The organism is Streptomyces griseoviridis, assembly GCF_005222485.1.
GTDB classification, from domain to species: Bacteria; Actinomycetota; Actinomycetes; order Streptomycetales; family Streptomycetaceae; genus Streptomyces; species Streptomyces hintoniae.
In genome coordinates, this window is the sequence record NZ_CP029078.1 from 1,664,718 (window position 1) to 1,685,222 (window position 20,505).

Here is a 20,505-nt window from a genome sequence, read left to right on the forward strand (position 1 = left end):
CTCAGGAGTCCGCTCATGCCCCCAACGGAACGTCCGCCGTCCGGGTCGTCCAGGCCCGCCGCGGGGTCCGGTCACGACGACGTCGAACTGGCCGAGTTCGGCTACCGGCCCGAACTCAGACGGAGCCTCGGCACCTTCCACACCTTCGCCGCCGGGATCAGCTACATCTCGATCCTCACCGGCACGTTCCAGCTGTTCTACTTCGGTTACGGCAGCGGCGGGCCCGCCTACTGGTGGTCGTGGCCGATGGTGTTCGTCGGACAGTTCGCGGTCGCGCTCTGCTTCGCGGAACTGGCCGCCCGGTATCCCGTCGCGGGCTCGGTCTACAACTGGTCGAAGAAGATCGGCAACCCGCATCTGGGCTGGCTGGCAGGGTGGATGATGCTGGTCGCGTCGATCGTGTCGATCGCGGCCGTGGCCCTCGCCTACCAGTTGACGCTGCCGCAGATCTCGTCGTTCTTCCAGTTCGTCGGCGACGGCACCGGCACGTACGACGTGGCGACCAACGCGGTGGTCCTCGCGACGGTGTTGATTCTCTTCACGACTCTGGTCAATGCGTTCGGCGTCAGATTGATGGCCACGATCAACGCGGCCGGTGTCTTCATCGAGTTGATCGCCACGATCGTGTTGATCATCTTGTTCGCCGTCCACATCACGCGCGGCCCGCAGGTCGTGCTGGAGACCGAGGGGACGGGGTCCGGGTACCCGGCGGGCTATCTCGGCGCGTTCCTGGTCGCCTCGCTGGCCTCCGCGTACGTCATGTACGGCTTCGACACGGCGGCCTCGCTCGGTGAGGAGTCCCTCGACCCCTCGCGCAACGCGCCGCGCGCCATCGTCAGGGCGATCGTCGCCTCGTTCGTGCTGGGCGGTCTGGTGCTGCTACTGGCGCTGATGAGCGTCTCCAGCCTGAAGGGCGACAAGCTCTCCACGGGCGGCCTCCAGTACGTCGTGCTGAACGTGCTCGGCCCGACGGCGGGCAAGGCGATGCTGTGGTGCGTGCTGATCGCGGTCACGGTGTGCGCGCTCGCGGTGCACACGGCGGCGATCCGGCTGGCGTTCGCGATGGCCCGCGACAACAACCTGCCCGGCTCCTCGCTGCTCGCCCGGGTCAGCCCCCGGTTCAGGACACCGGTCCTGCCGGCCGTGCTCATCGGCGTGCTGGCACTGGCGATCCTGGTGGTCAACATCCGCCAGCCGCAGATCTTCACGGTCGTGACCAGCATCGGCATCGTCATGATCTACCTCGCCTATCTGGGGGTGACGGCGCCCATGCTGGTGACGCGGCTGCGCGGCCGGTGGCAGCCTGCCGGTGACGGCAAGTTCTCGCTCGGCCGCTGGGGGCTGCCCGTCAACGTCGTCGCGGTGGTGTGGGGACTCGCCATGACGGTCAACCTGATCTGGCCGCGGGCCGCCGTCTACAACGCGGCGGCGCCCTTCCACTGGTACCTGCGGTGGGGCGCGGTCCTCTTCGTCACGGTCATCGCGGGCGGCGGCTACGCGTACTACTGGTTCGTACAGCGCCACCGCACCGGCGTGCTCGCCGCGCACCGACTGGAGTCCCCGGCGGCGAGGACGGGAGAACAGGTTGATGGCTGATGGTTGACGGGCGGACGGGTTGAACCGTCAACCCGTCCGCCCGTCAACCCATAGACCCATCAACCCATTGATCGGTCAACGGGTTGATCGGTCAACGGGTTGACGGGCCAGCACATTGATGGGCACCGGATCGACGGGGTGATCAACCCGTCGTCGACGGCTCACTCCCGGCCGGTTCCGGCCTCTTGTACATCCGGGTCGCCGTGATCTCGCTGCGCACGCCGTCCTCGGCCGGTGTCTGCTGAGGCAGTCCGGGCCGCAGGTGCTCCTCCACGCTGATGTACTTCAGACCAGCGCGCAGGTCGGCGTCGTTGCGCAGCCGAATGACGAGCGGGAACTCGGCGAGCGCCGTGGTGTCGAACAGGCCGGTGGTGTACAGCAGTTGGACGCCGAGGGCGTCGGACACGGCCCGTTGCAGCTCCAGCAGGTAGGTGGCGTTGGCGCGGCCGATGGGGTTGTCGAGGAACAGGGTGCCGGCGTGCCGGTGTTTGTCGCGGCCCCGGTCGTTGGAGCGCAGGGCGGCCATCGTGCAGTACAGGGCGATGGCCGCGGTGAGCAGCTGGCCGCCGGAGAACACGTCTCCCATCTGGCCGACGGGCACCCGCTCGGCGCGCAGCACGGCGTCCGGCTTGAGGATCTCGACGGCGACGCCCTTGGGCTGGAGGGCCGCGGCGACGCCTCTCAGCAGCAGGGACATGCCGTCCCTGCGCAGGTCGGAGTTCTTCTTGACGGCGGCCCTCGTCGCCTCGTCGACGACCTCGCCGAGCCGCTCGGTGAGGGTGGCCTGGTCGGGTTCCTCGAAGCGGATGCGCAGGAACTCCTGCCCCGACCACTCGCCGAGCCCCTCGGGCAGCCGGGAGAGGCGCTGCGCCGAACGCAGGGTGGCGAGCGACGTCTCGACCAGGCCCCTGAGCCGGTCGACGATCGAGTCGCGGTTGCGTTCCAGTTGGGTCAGCTCGTCGGTGAGGACGCGCAGCCGGGGTGCGAAGGCGTCGGCCCACTTCTGGGCGTGCTCGGGCAGCGAGGCGGCGGGCAGTTCGCGGATCTGCTGCCTGGCCGGGGTGCGGACCTGTTCGTAGCGGGTGGAGTTGGCGTGCCTGACCAGGACGTCGCTCGCCTCGCGGACGCCTCCCTCGGCGGCCGACAGGTCGGCCGCGCAGCCGCGCAGCGACCTGCGGGCGTCGGCGGCGGCCTGCCGGGCCTCCTCCGGGGTGCCGGGGTAGGGCTCGGGCTCCTCCTGGTCGTCGTCGGCGATGTGTTCGCGCAGCAGGTCGCGGAGCATCGCGGTCAGTTCGTCGAAGCCGCCGGCCGCGTCCTCGGCGGCGCGGTGGGCGCCCTGGAGTTCGGCGTGTGCCGCTCGGGTCTGCGCCAGGGTCTCGGTGCGGACGGCGAGTTCGGTGGTGGCGGTGCGCAGCAGGGCCTGCGCGTGTTCGGCGTCGCGGGGCTGGAGTTCGTCGGGCAGGTCGGTGTGTGCCTCGCCGTCCTCGGGTGCGTGCCGTTCGGCCTCGCCGCGCAGCCGGCCGAGTTGCTCGCTCGCGTGGGAGACCCGGGTCTCCAGGAGCTGCACCAGTTCCTCGGCGCGGGCGGCGGCGGCCTGCCGGGAGGGTCCGTCGGAGCCGTCGGTCGACTGGAGGAGGAGGGCGGCGCGGGTACGGACCTTGTTGCTGAGCCGGTCGAGTTCGGCGAGGGCGGCGCTCTGGTCGCTCTCGGCGCGGGCCTGTTCGGCGCGCAGGTCGGCGCCGACGCCGACCTTCTCGTACACCTGGGAGGCGGCCCGGTACGCCTCGCGCAGCGCGGGCAGCGATGTCTCGGAGGGGTCGCCCGCGGGGACATCGTCGGGGGCGCCGGCGATCTCGGAGCGTTCGGCGCGCAGGGCGCGGGCGGTGCGGCGGGCGTCGTCGGCCGCGCGCTGGGCGGCCCTGCGGTCCTCGTCGGCGGCGCGTGCGCGGTCCAGGCAGGTCTGGGCGCGGGCCTCCGACTCGGCGGCGTCGTCGGCCAGTTCGCGCAGGGTGGCCTGCCAGCCGGCCCGTTCGCGCAGCCGGAAGGCGAGCCCGGCGAGGGCGTCGGCGGAGCGCCGGGCCTTCTGGGCGGCGTCCTGCCGTTCGTCGCGCAGCCGGGTGGCCTCGGCGGCCGTCTCGTCGGCCTCGGCCCTGGCGACGCGGGCCTCGGTCAGTTCGGCCTCGGCCTCTTCGGCGAAGGCGTGCGCGTCCTGTGCGGCCTGTGCCAGTTCGACGAGGCGTCCGGTGGGGCAGCCGGTGCGCCAGGAGGCGAGGCGGGCGGCCAGTTCCCGGTCCTTGCCGAGGCGGGCGGCGAGGCCGCGGATCTCGTCGTCGCGCTCGGTGGCGCGGGCGCGCAGGGTCTGGCGTTCCTCGTCGGCGGCGTGTTCGTCGTGCATGGCCGGGTTCGGCGGTACGAGGAAGACGCTGACGTCGGGGGTGTCGCCGTCGGGGGTGTCGAGTGCGGGGGCGGGCGCGAGGAGGGCGGCGGCGGTGCCGACGGCCACGGCGGACCTGGGCAGCAGGGCCGCGTCGCCGAGGGCGGCACGGGCGCGTGCGTGGGTGTCGGGGTCGGTGATGATGACGCCGTCGACGAGTTCGGGGCGGGCGGCGAGGACGCGCGCGTGGTCGGCGGGGTCGACGGCCTGGGCGAGGTAGCGCCAGCCGGGCAGGGCGGGGATGCCCTGTTCGCCGAGGAACTCGACGGTGGCCAGCACGTCGGGGCCGGGCGGCAGGAGTCCGCCGTCGCCGAGGGCGCCGAGGATGCGGGAGTCGTCGGCCGCGGCGGTGCGCAGTTCGAAGAGTTGGCGTTCGGCGGCGGAGACGGAGTCGTCGAGGAGTTCGCGCAGTTCGTCGGCGAAGCGGTCGAGTTCCTCGGGGGTGAGGGCGCCCTGGCCCGGGTCGTCGCCGTGGTGGCGAGGGCCGGGGACGGTGGTGCGGGTCTCGGTGCCGGAGAGGCTGAGCAGTTCCGCGAGGCGTTCCTCGGCGGCCAGTCCTTCGGCGAGGCGGCGTTCGGCGTCGTGGCCACGGCGGGCGGCGGTGGCGGCGTCCGCCGCGCGGGCCGCCGTCAGTTCGGCACGGGACTCGGCGGCCGCGGCTTCGCGCGCGTGTTCGGTGGCGCTGCGGGCGGCTTCGCGGGCGGTGTCCCAGGCGGCGACGGCGGTCTTCTCGGCGTCGCTCGCGGCGAGGGCGGCGCGGGCCGGGTCGGCGTCGGGCGCGCTGTCGTCGAGCCAGCCGGCGCGGACCGCCTCGGCGGTCTCCTGTTCGACCTCGGTGAGGCGCTGGCGCAGGTGTCCTGCCTCGCTGCGGGCGCGCTGTGCCTCGGTGGCGGCGACGGTGGCGTCCCGGTGGGCCGTCTCGCCGGTCTCCTGGAGGGCGGCGGAGCGCTCCTCGCCCTCGTTGGCGAGGTTCTCGGCGTTCTCGGCGGCGGCGTGCAGGGCGCGGACGAGGTCGACGGCGGCCTGGGCGCGGGCGGCGAGGGCGGGGGCCGCGTCCCGTTCGGCCTCCTGGATGGCGGAGGCGACGCGGGCGACGCGGTCGGCGGCGGCGCGGTGGCGCAGGACGGCCTCGGCTCCCTGCCAGGCGGCGTGCAGGGTGCGCGCGTCGGCCAGTTCGCGTTTCTGGGCGGCGGCGGACTTCTCGGCGGCCGCGAGGGCCAGTGAGGCGTTGCGGTAGGCGAGTTGCGCGGCGATCAGGGAGCTGCGCTCGCGGGCCGACTCGGCCTGGGTGACGGCGTGGGCGGCGCCGGTGACGCGGGTGGCGAGGTCGGCGGCGCGGGTCCGCTCCTGTCCGCCGCGCGCGGAGAGCCTGCGGGCCAGGGAGCGGGTGCGGCGCTCGGCGCCGGTGTGGATCTCCCGCGCGCGGGAGCGTGCGTCGGCGGCCTCGACGATCCGCCCGAGCAGGTCGACGGAGCCGGCGGTGAAGTCGCGTTCGGCGATCAGTTCGGCCCGCCTGCCGAGTTTGTTGCCGAAGCCGCCGATCAGGTCGGCGAGCCCGTCGGTGTCGCGGGTGTCGGTGACGGCGCGCAGCAGCAGGTCGGTGAAGTCGGAGTCCTTCTTGACCGCGAAGAGGCCGGCCGCCTCGCCCTCGTCGGCGTTCATCTCGCGCTGGTAGCGGAAGAGTTCGGGGTCGAGGCCGAGGTCGCCGAGGTGTTCGATCCAGCGGTCGTGGGTCTCCTCCCAGTGCACCTCCAGATGCGGGTACGCCTTGCCCGCCTCGGTGAGGGCGTCCCTGAAGCCCTTCATGGTGCGGCGGCGGCCGCGTGCGCCCGACTGCCCTTCGACGGGTGGCCGTACGGCGGTGGACTCGGCGACCGGCAGGTTGTCGAGGCTGAGTCCTGGGCCCGGACGGAAGGAGTACCAGGCCTCGGCGAACTTGCGCGGGTCGTTGGAGACCTGACGGCCGCGCCATTCGCTGGCCTTGCCGACGACGACGCACTCGCCGGTGAGGGTGTGCTGCCACTCCAGGACGACGTGTCCGCAGTCGTCGGCGAGCAGGAACTTGCGCAGGACGCCGGAGCTGGCGCCGCCGAGGGTGTTGCGGTGGCCGGGCAGCATCACCGAGAAGATCAGCTTGAGCAGGACGGACTTGCCGCCGCCGTTCTCCAGGAAGAGGACTCCGGCGGGGGCCGGGCGGCGGGGCGGGCCGACCGGTTCCTCCTCGAAGAACTCCGCCTGCGTGGGGGCGGGGTCGGGCACGGGCCGGCCGACGCCCCGCAGGTCAAGCACGGTGTCGGCGTAGCGCGCACCGGCGGGCCCGATGGAGTAGAGGCGGACCCGGGACAGCTCGTACATGGCGGACTCTCGTAAGTCTTCGGCAGGTGAGGGGGGTTCAGTACTGCGACGGGGCGTGGAAGGGCAGTCCGGCGTCGGCGACCAGGTCGAGGTCGTCGGTCTCCTCGGCGGGCAGCAGGGTGGGGGTGCCGTCGGTGACCGGGACGACGCCCAGCTCCAGCAGTTCGGCGAGGGCGGCGCTGCCCGCGAGGTCGCGGACCTGGAGCTGGTAGCGGGCGGTGGTGCGGTAGGTGCCGCCGTTGTCGTCGCCGGTGCGCTGGAGGAAGCCGGAGTCGGTGAGGAAGACGACGGCCTTGCCGACGATGCCGGTGGTGGATCCTGCGAGGCGGCGGGCGTCCTTGGTGGCGCCGGTGGCGCTGCGTCTGGCCCAGATCCGCCAGGCGGCTTCGAGGCCGGGGGTGTCGGTGGCGGGGTCGGTGTTCTCGCCGCTCTCCTCGGCGCGTTCCTCCAGGCGGCGGCAGGCCTGGCGGACGAAGGCGTCGACGCCGTTGACGGAGACGCGGCCGATGTAGCCGTCGTCGGCGAGGTCCTCGGGGCGGGGGAACGCCAGGGCGGCGACGGCGAGATGGGCGAGTCCGTGCAGGAAGCGGTCGCTGCCGTCGGCGGAGGTGCGGCGGGCGTAGTCGCCCATCCGGACGGCGAACACCGAGTCCTCTGCGGCGGTCACGGCCATCCCCGCGCGCGGGGACACTTCGAGGACGATGAGGCCGAGGCCGGCGGCGACGGCGTCCGCGAGCCGCGCGAACGGCGGGTCCTCGCGGTAGCGGCGCAGCAGTTCGGCGTACTCCTGGTCGCGGGCGGGCTGGAGTTTGGGCTGGAGGCCGAAGGCGACGAGCCGCGCCGCGTCGGCGGCGTCGGCGGGGGTCACGGGGGCGTTCGCCGGCGCGGCGGGTGCCTCCGCGTCGCTCCACTCGACGTGCTCGCTCACGGCGTGGGCTCCTTGTTCTCGTGGGTGGGGGCGTCGTCCGGGTGCGGGGCGTGGGGCATCAGGCGGCCTCCGTCCGGTCGGCGGCCATCCCCGCCGCGTCCAGCAGGGCCGTCCCGACGATGAGGTCGGCGCCGCCGAACTCGGGGTCGTCGAGTTCGGTGCCGTCGTCCACGGCGAACAGCAGTCTCTCCTCGCCCTGCCGGTAGGCGGTGCCCACGGCGGGGCTGGCCGCGTGCACGGCGAGCAGGGCGACGAGGTAGGGCAGTTCGGGGTCCTGGACGCGGGCCTCGGCGAGCAGCCCGGAGAGGCGTCGCGGCGCGTCGGCGGGGAGGTCGAGGAGGCGTGTGGCGGCGGCGAGCTGCTCCTCGCTGAACCGGCTGTCGTCCGGGGTGGCGATGAGGTCGGGTTCGGGCATCTCCACGCCGAGGTGCTCGCGTTCGACGGGCGGTGTCAGCAGCAGGTCGACGAGGTCGGTGACGCGGACCGACACGGGGGTGCGCAGGCCGGTGCCGCGGGCGAAGAACGCGTCGGTGACGCGGACCGCCTGTTCCAGGGGCAGTGGCAGGACGGGGGCGAGGAGGTGTCCGTAGAGGTCGGTCCCCGAGGTGGTCATCGGGGTGGCGAAGGCCTGCCGGTCCTGTTCGGCGCGGAACAGCGGTCCCGCTTCGAGCAGTCGGGACTGGAGCTGGGTGTGGCGGCGGATGCAGTCCTTGACGATGTCGACCAGTTCGGCGGCGCGGCGCTTGTGCTCCGGCTCCTCCGTCTCGTCGCGCGCCTTGCGGATGTTGGTGAGGATGGCGTTCTCGTGCCGGTAGCGGTCGGCGACGTGGTCGAGCGCCTCGGTGATCATGTCAGGGACGGTGTTGAGCCAGTCGACCGCGCGGACGTTGCGCCGGGTGGCGTCGAGGGCGCGGCGCAGGGTCTCGGAGAACTGGACGGTGCGGTAGCGGGCCTGTTCGGCGGCGAGTTGGGCGTCGGCGAGGCGGCCCCGGTTGATCAGGACCTCCAGCTTCACCTCGGCGGCGATCTGGGCGCTGGTGACGTCGGTGTCGAGGGCGCCGACCAGGACGTTGACCGCTTCGTCGGTGGTGCGCAGGTAGACGGTGCCGCCGGGGCCCGGCACCTCCTCGATCAGCTTGAAGTCGTAGTCGCGCCTGACGTAGCTGCCGTCGGACGCGAACGTGCCGTACACGGCGCGGAAGCCGCGGTCGACGCTGCCGACGTTGACGAGGTTCTCCAGGACCCAGCGGGCCACCCGCTCGTGCTCGGCGACGGGCCGCAGCGGGGCCTGCGCGGCGATGCGGGGGACGAGGCGGGCGACTATCTGGTCGTGGTCGGCGCCGGTGTCGAAGTCCATGTTCAGGGTGACCAGGTCGATGGCGGCCAGGGCCACTTCGGCCATGCCGTAGACCGTGTACTCGCCGGCGAGATTGGCCTTGCGGGCGTCGAGGTCGTGCAGCGGCGCGGTGCAGGCGAGCGCGCGCAGCCGCCGCGCCAGGCCCTCGTCGGCGGCCGGGCCCGGCGCGGGGCGCGGCCCCGCGCTGAGCTGGGGCGGAACACGGTCCGTCGATGCAGGCGAAGTCACGGTGCACAGACTAGGTCCTCGGTCTGACATCGACCCAAACGGCACAGATGGCCCCCGCGCCACGCCGGGTCCCGCGCGATCCCACGCGGTCCCGCCGGAGCGACGAACGCCCGTGCGCCCGTGCATGCGTGCGCCCGTGCGCCCATGCGCCTACGTCACCGACCTGCCGGGCCGGCCTGCTCAGCCGTGGTCGCCGACCCGCCTGCGGTACACGTCGAGGACCCGTTCCAGTGAGTCCTTGAGGTAGACGGCGAGCATGGTCTCGGCCTCGTCGTGGCGTCCCGCGCGCAGGGTCTCGTGGAGCCGGTGGTTGCGCTCCAGGTAGGGCTCGTGCAGGCGCTTCGGGTCGTCGACGACGTGGAAGGCGAGGCGGAGTTCGGCGAAGACACCGCGCATCAGTTCGTCGGTGCGCGCGCTGCCGGCGAGGGCGACCAGTTCCCGGTGGAAGTGGATGTTGGCGGTACCCACCGCTTTCCAGTCACCTTCGTGGGCGGCCCGCTGCCCCTCCTCGACGGCCGCGGCGAGCGCCCGCAGGTCGTGGGGCGGCTCGCCGAGCCCGCGGACGACGGCGCACTCGACGAGGATGCGGGTGCGGTAGATGTCCTCGACGTCCTCCACGGTCAGGACCCGGACGAAGACGCCACGGTTCAACTCGTGGACGAGCAGCCGCTCATGGGTGAGCAGCCGGAACGCCTCGCGCAGCGTGTTGCGGGAGACCCCGAGGGCGCCGCCGATGCCGTCCTCCGACAGCCGCGTCCCCGGAGGGAAGAACCCGTCGGCGATCCGGCTCCTGAGGATGTCCGAAACACGTTCGGCGGTGCTGGTCCGCCCGAGCAAGGCGCGGTCGTCGGCCAGGTCGGTCAGCTGCTCTGCCATGCCCGGAATTGAACCGCAGACACCAGGACGAGACAACATGGGGATTGAAGGATCGTTGAACGATCCTCTACTTTACGGAGAGTCCAGGGTTCTTCCCGACCCAGGGCGACGCGGCTGATCCAGCCCGACCTGGTCCGCTCCCTGCCACCCCCACCAGCACCCTCCGTCCTCCCCCTGCGAGGTGCACATGAGCACGCCAACCGGAGACCAAGGGAAGGGACCTGACCTGAGCCGCACCGAGGACCGCCGCCGGCCGGTACGCGCGCGTGGCACCCCGTCCGGCAGGACGGGACACCGATGACGGAACCGGCCGACGCCCGCGACGAGCGGTACCGCGTGGCCCGAGTGGAAGCATGGGGAGCATGACCTCGATCGACCTGAACGCCGACCTCGGTGAGGGCTTCGGCCGCTGGAGTCTCACCGACGACGAAGGGCTGCTGTCCGTCGTCACCAGTGCCAACGTGGCCTGCGGATTCCACGCCGGGGACCCCGCCACCATGCGCCGGGTGTGCGCGCTCGCCGCCGAACGGGGGGTGCGGATCGGCGCCCAGGTCTCCTACCGGGACCTGGCCGGGTTCGGCCGCCGCGCGATGGACGTGCCGGCCGACGAGCTCACCGCCGAGGTCGCCTACCAGATCGGCGCCCTCGACGTCTTCGCGCGCGCGGCCGGCACGCGCGTGTCGTACGTGAAGCCGCACGGCGCGCTCTACAACAGGGTGGTGCGCGACGAGGAACAGGCCGCCGCGGTCGTGGCCGGTGTCAGGCTCGCCGACGCCTCCCTGCCCGTCCTCGGCCTGCCCGGCTCCCGGCTGCTCGACCTCGCGGCCCTGGCCGGACTCCCGGCCGTCCCCGAGGCGTTCGCCGACCGCGCGTACACCGACCAGGGCACGCTGGTGCCGCGCGACCAGGACGGTGCCGTCGTCACCGACGCGGAGACGGTGGTGGCGCGCTCGCTCGGTCTGGCCAGGGACGGCGAGGTCGCCTCCCGCTCCGGCGCGCGGGTCGCCGTCCGCGCCCGTTCGCTGTGCCTGCACGGCGACACGCCCGGCGCGGTCGAGCTGGCCCGGCGGGTCAGGGACCGGCTGCGGGACGCGGGCGTCCGGGTGGAGGCCTTCGTATGAGCCGCATGAGGGCGCTGCGGGTCGGCGCCGACGCGCTGCTCGTCGAGGTGGCGTCGGGCGAGGAGGCGCGGGCCCTGCACGCGGAGCTGCTGCGCCGTCGCGCGGAGGGCGCGCTGACGGTCCGTGAGCTCGTCCCCGCGGCCCGTACGGTCCTCCTGGACGGCCTGCGCGACCCGGCCCGCCTCGCGGCGGAGCTGGCCGCGGCCGAGGTGCCGCCCGCCCCGCCACCGTCCGGCGCGGCGGTCGAGATCCCGGTCCGCTACGACGGGCCCGACCTGGCCGACGTCGCCGCGCTCTGGGGCGTCACCCCGACGGCGGCGGCCGGGATCCACGCGGACACCGAGTTCACCGTCGCCTTCTGCGGTTTCGCGCCGGGGTTCGGCTATCTCACCGGCCTGCCCGAGCGGTACGACGTACCGCGCAGGGCGACCCCGCGCACCGCCGTACCGGCCGGTTCGGTGGCTCTCGCCGGGCCCTACACGGGCGTGTACCCGACGGCGTCGCCGGGCGGCTGGCAGCTGATCGGGCGGACGGACGCCGTGCTGTGGGACCACGCGCGCGTACCGGCCGCGCTGCTGTCGCCCGGCACGCGCGTGCGTTTCGTCGCGGTGGGCCCCTCATGACGGACCGCGCGCTGGTCGTCGTCAGGGCCGGGGCGCTGACCACGGTGCAGGACCGGGGCCGGCCCGGCCACGCCCACCTCGGGGTACCGCGATCCGGCGCGCTCGACGGTCCCGCCGCCGCCCTCGTCAACCGGCTGGTCGGCAACCCGCCCGGGGCGGCCGTCCTGGAGACCACCCTGGACGGCTGCGCCCTGCGCCCGCGCGCGCCGGTCACCATCGCCGTGGGCGGCGCCCCCTGCCCGGTCCGGGTGGACGGCAGACCCGTCGCCTGGGCGGCGCCGGTGCGGGTCCCGGCCGACGCGCTCCTGGAGGTCGGCGCCCCGACGCGCGGGGTGCGCGGCTATGTGGCCGTCTCCGGCGGGATCGCCGTCGAACCGGTCCTGGGCAGCCGCTCCACCGACCTGCTCTCCGGCCTCGGCCCACCGGCCCTGACCAACGGCACGGTCCTGCCGCTGGGACGGCCCGGGGCTCCGCACGCGCGCGTGGACGTCGCGCCGCAGCCGGCGCCGCCGGCCGAGCTGATCCTGCGGGTGACGGTCGGACCGCGCGACGACTGGTTCACCCCGGCGGCGCTGCGCGTCCTCACCACGCGCGCGTACCGGGTGTCGCCCGCCGCCAACCGGATCGGGCTGCGCACCGAGGGACCCGTCCTGGAACGCGCCGTCGGGGGTGAACTGCCCAGCGAGGGCATGGTGCTGGGCGCGGTCCAGGTGCCGCCGGACGGCCGGCCGGTGGTCTTCCTCGCCGACCATCCGACGACGGGCGGCTACCCGGTGATCGCGGTCGTCCACCCCTCCGACCTCCCGGCGGCGGCCCAAGCCGCGCCCGGAACACCGATCCGGTTCGTACGGATGTCCGATCGGGCGGGTCGGTAACGGCCCGCCCCGCCGGTCACGCCCGCCAACGGTCCTCGGCGGCTACACGGCGTCCGCCCGCTCGGCCCCCGACAGCGCGGCCAGCGCCGCCGACACGGCGGCGGAGGCCCGCAGGTCGAGGCGGGCGCTGGTGCCCCGGGCGCGGTGGCGCATCTCGTCGGCGGCGAGGCCGAGGAGCTGGGGCAGCAGGTCGGTGCAGCGCCTGGCCACCCAGCCGGTGCCCGCGGTGGCCAGCCACCACAGGCTCGCCGCCCTGGTGGGCGCGGGGAGGCCGGGCTCGGGCGAGGGCGCGGGTCCGTCGGCGAGGCCCGTCCCCGCGAGCAGCGCGTGGAAGCGGACGGCGAGCTGCCGGTGGCCGCGCTCGCCGGGGTGGAGCCGGTCCGCGCTCCACATCGCCCGCTCGCTCAGCCAGGCGCCCTCCGCCGCGTGCAGATGGACGGCGCCGTACCGCGCGGAGAGGGCGTGCACGACGGCGTTGACCGCGCGTTGCCGCCGGGCCAGCGGACGGGCCAGGGCACCGGGCAGCCCGAGGGTCGCGCCGGGGTCGGGCAGGCACGCGGTGAGCAGCACGGCGCCCTGCCGGGTGAACGCGCCGTACACCTCGTCGAGCCGGGCGGCCACGGCGTGGATGTCGAAGGTGCAGCGCAGGGTGTCGTTGACGCCGATGACGACGGAGACCAGGTCGGGCCCGAGCGCCAGCCCGACGGGCGTCTGCTCCTCGAGCACCTCCCGGGTCTGCGCGCCGCTGACAGCGAGATTGACGAACTCGACGCCGCCGGAAGGCCCACCGCGACCGCCCAGCGGACCGGCACACACGCCCGCACCCGTGTCGGGCCCAGGGCGGGGGTCACTGGAACGCCCACCGGCGGCACGGTCAACCCGAGCAACGGCGACCCCGCGCGCCGCGCCTCCAACTCCGGCACCACTGATACCACCGGCACCATCCGCGCCACCCAACCCAACAGACACACCGGCTTCCGAAACCCGGGAGACCCCAGAAGCCCCAGAAGCCTCCGAAGCCGCCGAATCCCGCGAGGCCCCCGAAGCGTCCGAAGCCCTCGAAGCCGCCGAATCCCGCAAAGCCGCCGAGGCCCCCATAGCCCCTGAAGCCCCGAGAACCACTGAGCCCCCAGAACGCCCCACCTCCCCCACGGCCGCCCGCCCCAGCCCCTCCGCCAGCAAGGCGGCCCACCCGCGCCAGCCCTCCCCCACCGGGTCGCCGACGCCTTCCGTCAGCGAGTCGCCGAGGGCCACGAACCGCACGGCTCTCATGCCAGGCCTCCCGGCACGACCGGCGTCGGCGGAACCGTCGTCGGAGGAACAGCCGTCGACGCGACAGCCGTCACCGGAACCGTCGTCGGCGCAACAGCCGTCGGCACGACCGGCGTCGGCGCAACAGCCGTCGCCGTGGACCGCAGGACCGTCGTGTCGTGGGCCGCCAGGAACGCCGCGACGGCGGTGTCCCAGCCGAAGCACTCGGCACGCGCGCGTGCGGCCTCGCGCCGTCGCGTCTCCGGGAGGTCGAGGAGCAGGTCGACGGCGTCGGCGAACGCCTCCCCGGTGTCCGCGGCCACCGCGCCCGCCGAGCCGATGACCTCGGGGAGCGCGGACGACACGCTGACCACGACCGGCGTCCCGCACGCCATGGCCTCCAGTGCCGCGAGCCCGAAGGTCTCGGCGGGTCCGGGGGCCAGGCACACGTCGGCCGACGCCTGGAGCGCGCCCAGTTCGGCGCGGTCGGAGACGTGCCCGAGGAAGGTGACGGGCAGCCCGCGCTCCCGCGCGCGCTGTTCGAGGCGCGGACGCAGCGGCCCGTCCCCGGCGATCACCAGGACGGCCCGCCGTCCGCGCCGCAGCAGCGCCTCCAGCGCGTCGAGGGCGGTGCCGGGACGCTTCTCGACGGACAGCCGGGTGCAGGTCAGGAGCAGGGTCTCGGCGGTACGCGCGTGGCGCTCGCGCAGCCCCGGGTCGCGCAGCGAGGGGTGCCGGGCCGCGAGGTCGACGCCGAGCGGCGCCCTGACGACGTTGCGGGCGCCGATCCGGACGAACTCGCGCGCGGCGAACTCGGTCGTGCACACCACGCGCGCGTAGGTGTGCGCCGTACGGACGTTGAGGGCGTCGGCGGCGCGGCGGGCGGCTGACTCGGACAGGCCCCAGGTGCGCAGGACGCCGTCGGTGGTCTCGTGGGAGACCATCACGGCCGGCACCCGGGCCCGCCGCGCCCACTTGCCGGTCCACCGCAGCGTCGTCCGGTCGGAGACCTCGAGGCGGTCGGGGGCCAGGGACTCCAGGACCCGGGAGACGGCGCGCCGGTCGGTCAGGACGCGGTAGCCGCCGGTGCCGGGCAGCAGCGGTCCCGGCAGGGTGATGACGCGGCCCTGTTCGGTGTCGCGGTCGTCGGCGCGGGCGCCGGGGACGATCAGGACGGGGTCGTGCCCGGCCCGGAGGTAGCCGGTGCCCAGTTCGCGCAGGGCGGTGCGCAGGCCGCCCGACGAGGGGGCGACGAAGTTGGCGAGCCGGACGATCCGCAGCGGGGTCACGCGGCCACCGCCGTCCGGCGCGCGGCGCGCACATCCTCGTAGTGGCCGATCAGCTGGTCGCCGACGGCGGCCCAGGTGCGGCCCTCGACGGTGGCGCGCGCGGCGGCGCCGAACGCGGCCCGCTGTCCCGGGTCGGCCGCGAGGGACGCCACCGCGTCCCGGACGGCGTCCGCGTCGCGCGGCGGTACGAGCAGCCCGGTGCGGCCGTGCGCGACCAGGTCGAGGGGGCCGCCCGCGGCCGGGGCGACGACGGGCACGCCGCTCGCCATGGCCTCCTGCACGGTCTGGCAGAACGTCTCGAAGGGGCCGGTGTGGGCGAAGACGTCGAGGGAGGCGAAGATCCGGGCGAGTTCGTCGCCGGTGCGGCGGCCGAGGAAGACGGCGCCCGGCAGTTCCTGCTGGAGGGCGGGCAGGCTGGGCCCGTCGCCGGTGATCACGACCCGGACGCCGGGCAGTCCGCAGACGCCCGCGAGGAGTTCGACCTGCTTCTCGGGGGCGAGCCGTCCGACGTAGCCGACGATCAGCTCGCCGTGGGGGGCGAGTTCGCGGCGCAGCGCCGCGTCGCGCAGTGCGGGCCGGAAGCGGGCGGTGTCCACGCCGCGCCGCCACAGCCGGACCCGGGGCACGCCGTGCGTCTCCAGGTCGTGCAGGGCGGCGCTGGACGGCGCGAGGGTGAGGTCGGCGGCGGAGTGGACGGAGCGGATGCGGCGCCAGGCGGCGGCCTCGCCCGCGCCCATGTAGGTGCGGGCGTAGCCGGCCAGGTCGGTCTGGTAGACGGCGACGGCGGGGACGCCGAGCCGGGCGGCGGCGGCCATGCCGCGGACGCCGAGGACGAAGGGGCTGGCCAGGTGGACGACGTCGGGGCGGTGCTCGACGAGCGTCGCGGCGAGGCGGCGGCTGGGGAGGGCCACGCGCACCTGGGGGTATCCGGGGAGCGGGAGGGAGGGGACGTGGACGACGCGGCACGGCGCGGAGGCGTCGGGCCGGTGTCCCGGGGCCGGGGCCGGGGTGACGACGACGGGAGTGTGACCGCGATCTACGAGGTGCCGGGCGGTCTGGAGCGCGCAGTGGGCCACGCCGTTCACGTCGGGGGGAAAGGATTCGGTCACGATGACGACACGCATACCCGTGTTCTCGCCGCGCCGGACGTGGCCGCGTCAACGTGGATCTTTCCTGGCGGGGAACGTCCCATGAGCGTTCCCTCGCGCACCCGCGCAGGTCAGGAGGTGTCCACGCGCTCCTGACCTGCGGGTCATCCGGTGTTCACCCGGCGGGCGCGGGGGTGCGCGGGTCGGTGTGTTTCAGGCCGTGGTGACGGGGTTCAGACGGCGGGCGCGTCGGGGCCGATCCGGCTGCGGACGGCGGTCTGCACCTCGGCCTCCTCGGCCGGGTCGGCGGCCAGCCTGCGCAGTTGTTCGACGACTCTGGCGTCGCCGGTCTCGGCGTGCCGGGCGGCGATCTCGCGGGTGGTCTCCTCGCAGTCCCAGAGGCACTCGACGGCGAAGCCGGCCGGGAAGGAGGGGTCGGTGGCGGCGAGGGCGCGGGCGGCGCGGCCCCGCAGATGGGAGGAGGCGGTCTCGCGGTAGACGTGGCGCAGGACGGGCGCGGCGCAGGCGATGCCGAGCCGTCCGGTGCCGTCGACGAGGGTGAAGAGGGTGGGGGCGTCGGGCCCTTCGCCGCGCACGGCCTCGCGCAGCGCGCCCAGGACGAGGTCCCGGTCCTCGACGCCGCCCCGGCAGGCGAGCATCCGGCCGGCGGCGGCGCCGAGCGGGTCGGGCCGGCGGGCCCAGCCGCGGGCGCGGTCGACGGCGGCGACGCTGCGCATCCGTTCGAAGGCGTCGACGGCGGCCTGCACGACCACCGGGGTACCGGTGCGCACGGCGGTCTCGATCAGGTCGAGGGCGTCGGCGTCGTTGCCGTCGGCGAGGTAGCGCAGCGCCGTGCAGCGGGCTCCGTCGGTGCCCTCGCGGGCGGCGCGCAGGATCTCGGGGCGGTCCTCGGGTCCCGCGACGGCGACCAGGCACCGGGCGGCCGGGACGTGCAGGGCCGCGCCGCGGTCCATGCCCTGCTGGGCCCACTCGAAGACGGCCTGGACGCTCCAGCCGGGCCGGGGCCCGGTGGGGCGCATCTGCCGCTGCCAGCGGTCGAAGCAGCCGGTCTCCTGGGCGGCACGCACGCGTGCGGCGATCGCGGGGCGCGGATCGTCGGCCCAGAGCCGCCAGGGGCGCGGCTCGAACGCGTCGCGCACGGCGACGGCGAGTTCGGCCTCGCCCTCGGCGTCGGTGGCGAACCGGGCGAGGGTGGGCGCGGCCAGGGCGCGCAGCCCGGCGTCGTCGTCCCGGAGCGCGAGTTCGTCGAGCGCCCAGGCCCAGTTGGTGCCGACGGCGGCGTAGCGGCGCAGCAGTTCCAGCGCGTCGCGCCGGCCGTAGGAGGCGAGGTGGCCGAGGACGGCGAGGGCGAGTCCGGTGCGTGACTCGTCGGTGTCGAAGACGTCCTCGACGGCGAAGAGGTGGGCCTCGATCTCGTCCAGCTCGCCGCGCAGGTCAAGGTAGAGCCGGGCGTAGTAGAGGGAGCGGTTCTCCACCTGCCAGTCGTGGCGGGGATCGCGCAGCACGCAGTGGTTCAGTGCCGCGAGCGCTTCGGCGCGCGGTGCGGTGAGCGCGTGCAGCGTTCCGTCGCCACGGCCTCTCTGGAGGAGGCCGAGCAGGGTCCCGCTGGGCGCTATGACCGGATCGAACATGGGAAACAGCCTCACATCAAGCGTCGACGCAACCGGGGAACACGCACTACCTGGCCGCGTGCCAACACGTCGGGGCGCCCGCCGTCTCTTGCTTGCTGTAGACCATGTTCCTCTGCCTCTCGTAGGTGGCCCGTGCGGACCGGTCACGGCCCGCGCGGTGCGGCATCACCTGCCCAGCCATCGCGTCCGTGAATCACGGAGTCATGATGACTCGGCACTTCGACCTGCCGCGACCGAAATATCGGCGGCCTGGTACCGCCTCCCCCGTTACTAGTGTTCTCGCTGGTCAGAACGTTGGTTCAGTGCGCGCCGAACAGGTCGAGCAGATCGGCCTTGCCGAACATGCGGGCCGTGTCGACGGCTGACGGGGTGCCGGCGGAGGGATCGGCTCCGCTTTCCAGCAGGACGTGGATCACGTCCGTCTCCCCCTTGAAGACGGCACCGGCGAGCGGGGTCTGGCCCCGGTCGTTGATGTCGTCGGCCGCCGCGCCGCGGGCGAGCAGCGCGCGGACCGCGTCGGCGTGCCCGTGGTAGGCGGCGAGCATGACGAGGCTGTCGCCGCGGTCGTTGGTGAGGTTGGCCGGGACACCCGCGTCGACGTACGCCACGAGCGCCTCGGTCCGCCCCTGCCGGGCCAGATCGAAGATCTTGGTCGCCAGCTCCACGACCTCGGGGTCGGGGGCTTCAGTCATCGGCCGGACCGCCTCTCATACAACCGTTCAAGTGAATCGCCAGGGTACTGGTTCAGCGGCACATGACCCGAAGTGCCGGAGGTAAAGGTCACCAAAGTCCCGGCCGGACGCAAGCCGGCCGCTCAGCCCGCCCGGACAACTCCGCCACCCGAGTGAAAAAGGCCGAAATTCACTCAGTTGCACCTTTTATCGTATGGATACATCCTGTGAGCCTGGAAGTACTCATGGTGACTGTCCCCGCGAACCAGGAGAACGCAAATGATCCTGTCCATGTCAGGCGTGGTCCTTCTCGGCATCATCGTCTTCCTCTTCTTCCGCAAGGACGGCCTGAAGGCGTCCCACGCCATGGTGTCGGCCCTCTTCGGCTTCTACCTGGCGAGCACCGCGATCGCCCCGAGCATCAAGGCGGGCGGCGAGAGCCTGGCCAGCCTGCTCGGCGGCATCAAGTTCTGACCCGGTCCGACCCGTCCGTACGCACCTGTAGGAGACAGCAGTGGCCCGGCGCCCCCTCCCCAGCATCCTGAGCACAGGCAGCGCGCAGATCGCCCGGAGCCGGGAGCTGGCCCGGACGGCGACCGACAGCGCCACCGACGTCCTCCACCCGCTGATCACGATCACGCGCGGGCTGCGCCGGCTGGCGGCCGCCGGGCGGCGCAGATGGTCCGACACCCCCAAGGACAAGCGCGGTCCGCTGCTGTTCCTCGCCGCCTCCGTGGTCCTGGTCGTGGCACTCGCCCCCTACGGCCCGCTGCTCGCCGTCATGGCCCTGATGGCGGCGGCGGCCTGGCACGGCAGGGACCGCACCGCGCCGGCCGCCGAGGGCCCCGACGAGTCCCAGATCAAGCGCCTCGACGCCCTGTACGAGGCGCTGATCCCGTTCTTCTCCGTCCCCGAGGACCCGGCCCCGCTCTACGCCCACGGCGGCGAGTGGGAGAAGGTCTTCCCGGCCCACGAGTTCGACGCGGCGGGCCGGATCTCCCACCTCACGATCCGCTACCCGGCGTACTTCCCGGACGGCGAGGCCGACGCGCGCGCCCGCGTCGAACACCTGCTGCACGCCAAGTCGGGCCGCGGTCGCGAGTACCGCTTCGAGTGGGACGAGGAGGGCAACCAGCTCTCCGTCACCGTCCTTTCGCCGCTGCCCCTCGACATCGCCGCCCAGCCCTTCGTCACGTCACCGGGCGAGACGGTCCTCGGCTTCACCGACCCCACCGAGGTCCAGCGCACGCTGCCGCTCACCCACGGCGAGCAGCGGCGCGACGTCCCGCCGGTGGTCTGGCGCACCGGTGTCCGCTCCACCGAGCCGCATCTGCTGGTCATGGGCCAGCCGGGCAGCGGCACCTCCACCCTGCTGCGCTCGATCGCCCTCCAGGCCCTCAGACACGGCGACGTGCTGATCGTCGAGGGCGGCGGGACCGGCGAGTACGCCTGCCTGGCCGGGCGGGACGGCGTGCTCGCCGTCGAGTGCGGTCTCGTCGGCGCGCTGGCCAGCCTGGAGTGGGCGGCGCACGAGACGGAACGCCGGCTGGTCGCGCTGAACCGCGCCCGGCAGGCGGGGCATCCACCGCCGGACGACACCAGGCGTCCGCTGTGGATCCTCCTCGACCGCCCCAGCGCCTTCGGCCACCTCACCGCCGTGGACGGCCGGCAGGACCCGCAGGCCCTGCTCCAGGTCCCGCTGCGGCACGGCCGCGCCGCGAACGTGACGGTGGTGGTGGCCGAGCAGTTCGACACGGCCGACGTCCTCAGCGACCCGGTGCGGCAGCACACCCGCGCCCGGGTCGTCCTCGGCCCGGCCACCCCGGGCCGGTTGACGGCGTTCCTCGGCGCGCCCTCGCACACCGTGCCCGCCGCCCAGGTACCGGCGGGCCGCGGCTACGCCCGCCTCGGCGACGGCCCGGTGCTCCGCCTCCAGGTCCCGAGGACACCCGACCCCTACGACGACGCGACCACCGACGCGGACCGCCAGGCGGTGCTGGCCCTGCTGCCGCCGCGCTCGGCCCCGGCGGAGACGGAACCCGTGGCCCTTGAGCAGTTGCCGGTGGAGGCGTCCCCGGCCGGTTCGAACAGCTCGCACAGCTCCTGACCGCCCCCTGACGAGGCGCCGCGGCCGTTCCGCCCACGAACGCCCGCGGCGCCT

General features: G+C 74.2%; 15 protein-coding genes and 1 pseudogene. 6 read left to right on the forward strand and 10 right to left on the reverse strand.

Annotation, left to right across the window (positions count from 1 at the left end; translation table 11 throughout):
* Positions 1-15 precede the first annotated feature (15 nt).
* A complete protein-coding gene (locus tag DDJ31_RS06425) occupies positions 16-1,596 on the forward strand; it encodes an APC family permease (RefSeq protein WP_127181257.1) in 1,581 nt (526 codons plus the stop codon).
* 142 nt (positions 1,597-1,738) lie between these two features.
* Here the strand turns inward: DDJ31_RS06425 and DDJ31_RS06430 are convergent, their stop codons facing one another.
* The 4 genes from DDJ31_RS06430 to DDJ31_RS06445 form a co-directional block, all read right to left on the reverse strand.
* The gene (locus DDJ31_RS06430) at positions 1,739-6,385 is read right to left on the reverse strand and encodes a hypothetical protein (protein ID WP_127181256.1); all 4,647 of its coding nucleotides are present in this window, start codon (positions 6,383-6,385) and stop codon (positions 1,739-1,741) included.
* Between the two features lie 37 nt (positions 6,386-6,422).
* Positions 6,423-7,313, reverse strand: a complete 891-nt coding sequence (locus DDJ31_RS06435) for a hypothetical protein (protein WP_127181255.1) — start codon at positions 7,311-7,313, stop codon at positions 6,423-6,425.
* A 58-nt stretch (positions 7,314-7,371) separates the two neighbouring features.
* Positions 7,372-8,898 (reverse strand): hypothetical protein, encoded by a 1,527-nt coding sequence (locus DDJ31_RS06440; protein WP_127181254.1) that lies wholly within the window; start codon positions 8,896-8,898, stop codon positions 7,372-7,374.
* Between the two features lie 180 nt (positions 8,899-9,078).
* Positions 9,079-9,774, reverse strand: coding sequence for a GntR family transcriptional regulator (locus tag DDJ31_RS06445; protein ID WP_127181253.1), 696 nt, complete (start codon positions 9,772-9,774; stop codon positions 9,079-9,081).
* A 362-nt stretch (positions 9,775-10,136) separates the two neighbouring features.
* On the opposite strand from DDJ31_RS06445, the gene DDJ31_RS06450 reads away from it, so the two are divergent.
* The 3 genes from DDJ31_RS06450 to DDJ31_RS06460 are packed head-to-tail and all read left to right on the forward strand — an operon-like array spanning position 10,137 to position 12,393.
* Positions 10,137-10,895, forward strand: a complete 759-nt coding sequence (locus DDJ31_RS06450) for a LamB/YcsF family protein (RefSeq protein WP_127181252.1) — start codon at positions 10,137-10,139, stop codon at positions 10,893-10,895.
* Between the two features lie 5 nt (positions 10,896-10,900).
* Positions 10,901-11,518, forward strand: a complete 618-nt coding sequence (gene pxpB, locus DDJ31_RS06455; protein ID WP_127182920.1) for a 5-oxoprolinase subunit PxpB — start codon at positions 10,901-10,903, stop codon at positions 11,516-11,518.
* Positions 11,515-12,393, forward strand: coding sequence for a biotin-dependent carboxyltransferase family protein (locus DDJ31_RS06460; protein ID WP_127181251.1), 879 nt, complete (start codon positions 11,515-11,517; stop codon positions 12,391-12,393). Before pxpB ends, DDJ31_RS06460 begins: the two co-directional genes overlap by 4 nt.
* A 42-nt stretch (positions 12,394-12,435) precedes the next feature.
* Here DDJ31_RS06460 and DDJ31_RS06465 read toward each other — a convergent pair whose 3' ends face one another.
* From DDJ31_RS06465 to DDJ31_RS06485, 6 genes and pseudogenes are all read right to left on the reverse strand, one after another.
* Entirely contained in the window at positions 12,436-13,209 is a 774-nt protein-coding gene (locus DDJ31_RS06465) for an SGNH/GDSL hydrolase family protein (RefSeq protein ID WP_127182919.1), read from the reverse strand.
* 345 nt (positions 13,210-13,554) lie between these two features.
* Positions 13,555-13,665, reverse strand: a pseudogene (locus tag DDJ31_RS38990) (SGNH/GDSL hydrolase family protein); the annotation flags it as partial.
* Positions 13,662-14,933 carry a glycosyltransferase gene (locus DDJ31_RS06470; RefSeq protein ID WP_127181250.1) on the reverse strand — a complete coding sequence of 424 codons (1,272 nt, stop codon included), beginning with the start codon at positions 14,931-14,933 and terminating at the stop codon, positions 13,662-13,664. The gene DDJ31_RS06470 and the pseudogene DDJ31_RS38990, both read right to left, overlap by 4 nt.
* Positions 14,930-16,057, reverse strand: a complete 1,128-nt coding sequence (locus DDJ31_RS06475; protein WP_127181249.1) for a glycosyltransferase family 4 protein — start codon at positions 16,055-16,057, stop codon at positions 14,930-14,932. Before DDJ31_RS06475 ends, DDJ31_RS06470 begins: the two co-directional genes overlap by 4 nt.
* Before the next feature lie 197 nt (positions 16,058-16,254).
* Positions 16,255-17,673: a HEAT repeat domain-containing protein gene (locus DDJ31_RS06480; protein WP_127181248.1), complete on the reverse strand. Its 1,419-nt coding sequence runs from the start codon at positions 17,671-17,673 to the stop codon at positions 16,255-16,257.
* Between the two features lie 299 nt (positions 17,674-17,972).
* Positions 17,973-18,365 carry an ankyrin repeat domain-containing protein gene (locus DDJ31_RS06485; protein WP_127181247.1) on the reverse strand — a complete coding sequence of 131 codons (393 nt, stop codon included), beginning with the start codon at positions 18,363-18,365 and terminating at the stop codon, positions 17,973-17,975.
* A gap of 258 nt (positions 18,366-18,623) precedes the next feature.
* On the opposite strand from DDJ31_RS06485, the gene DDJ31_RS06490 reads away from it, so the two are divergent.
* Together DDJ31_RS06490 and DDJ31_RS06495 are read left to right on the forward strand one after the other, a co-directional pair.
* Entirely contained in the window at positions 18,624-18,818 is a 195-nt protein-coding gene (locus DDJ31_RS06490) for a hypothetical protein (protein WP_093835779.1), read from the forward strand.
* A 40-nt stretch (positions 18,819-18,858) separates the two neighbouring features.
* The gene (locus tag DDJ31_RS06495; protein ID WP_127181246.1) at positions 18,859-20,451 is read left to right on the forward strand and encodes a hypothetical protein; all 1,593 of its coding nucleotides are present in this window, start codon (positions 18,859-18,861) and stop codon (positions 20,449-20,451) included.
* Positions 20,452-20,505 lie beyond the last annotated feature (54 nt).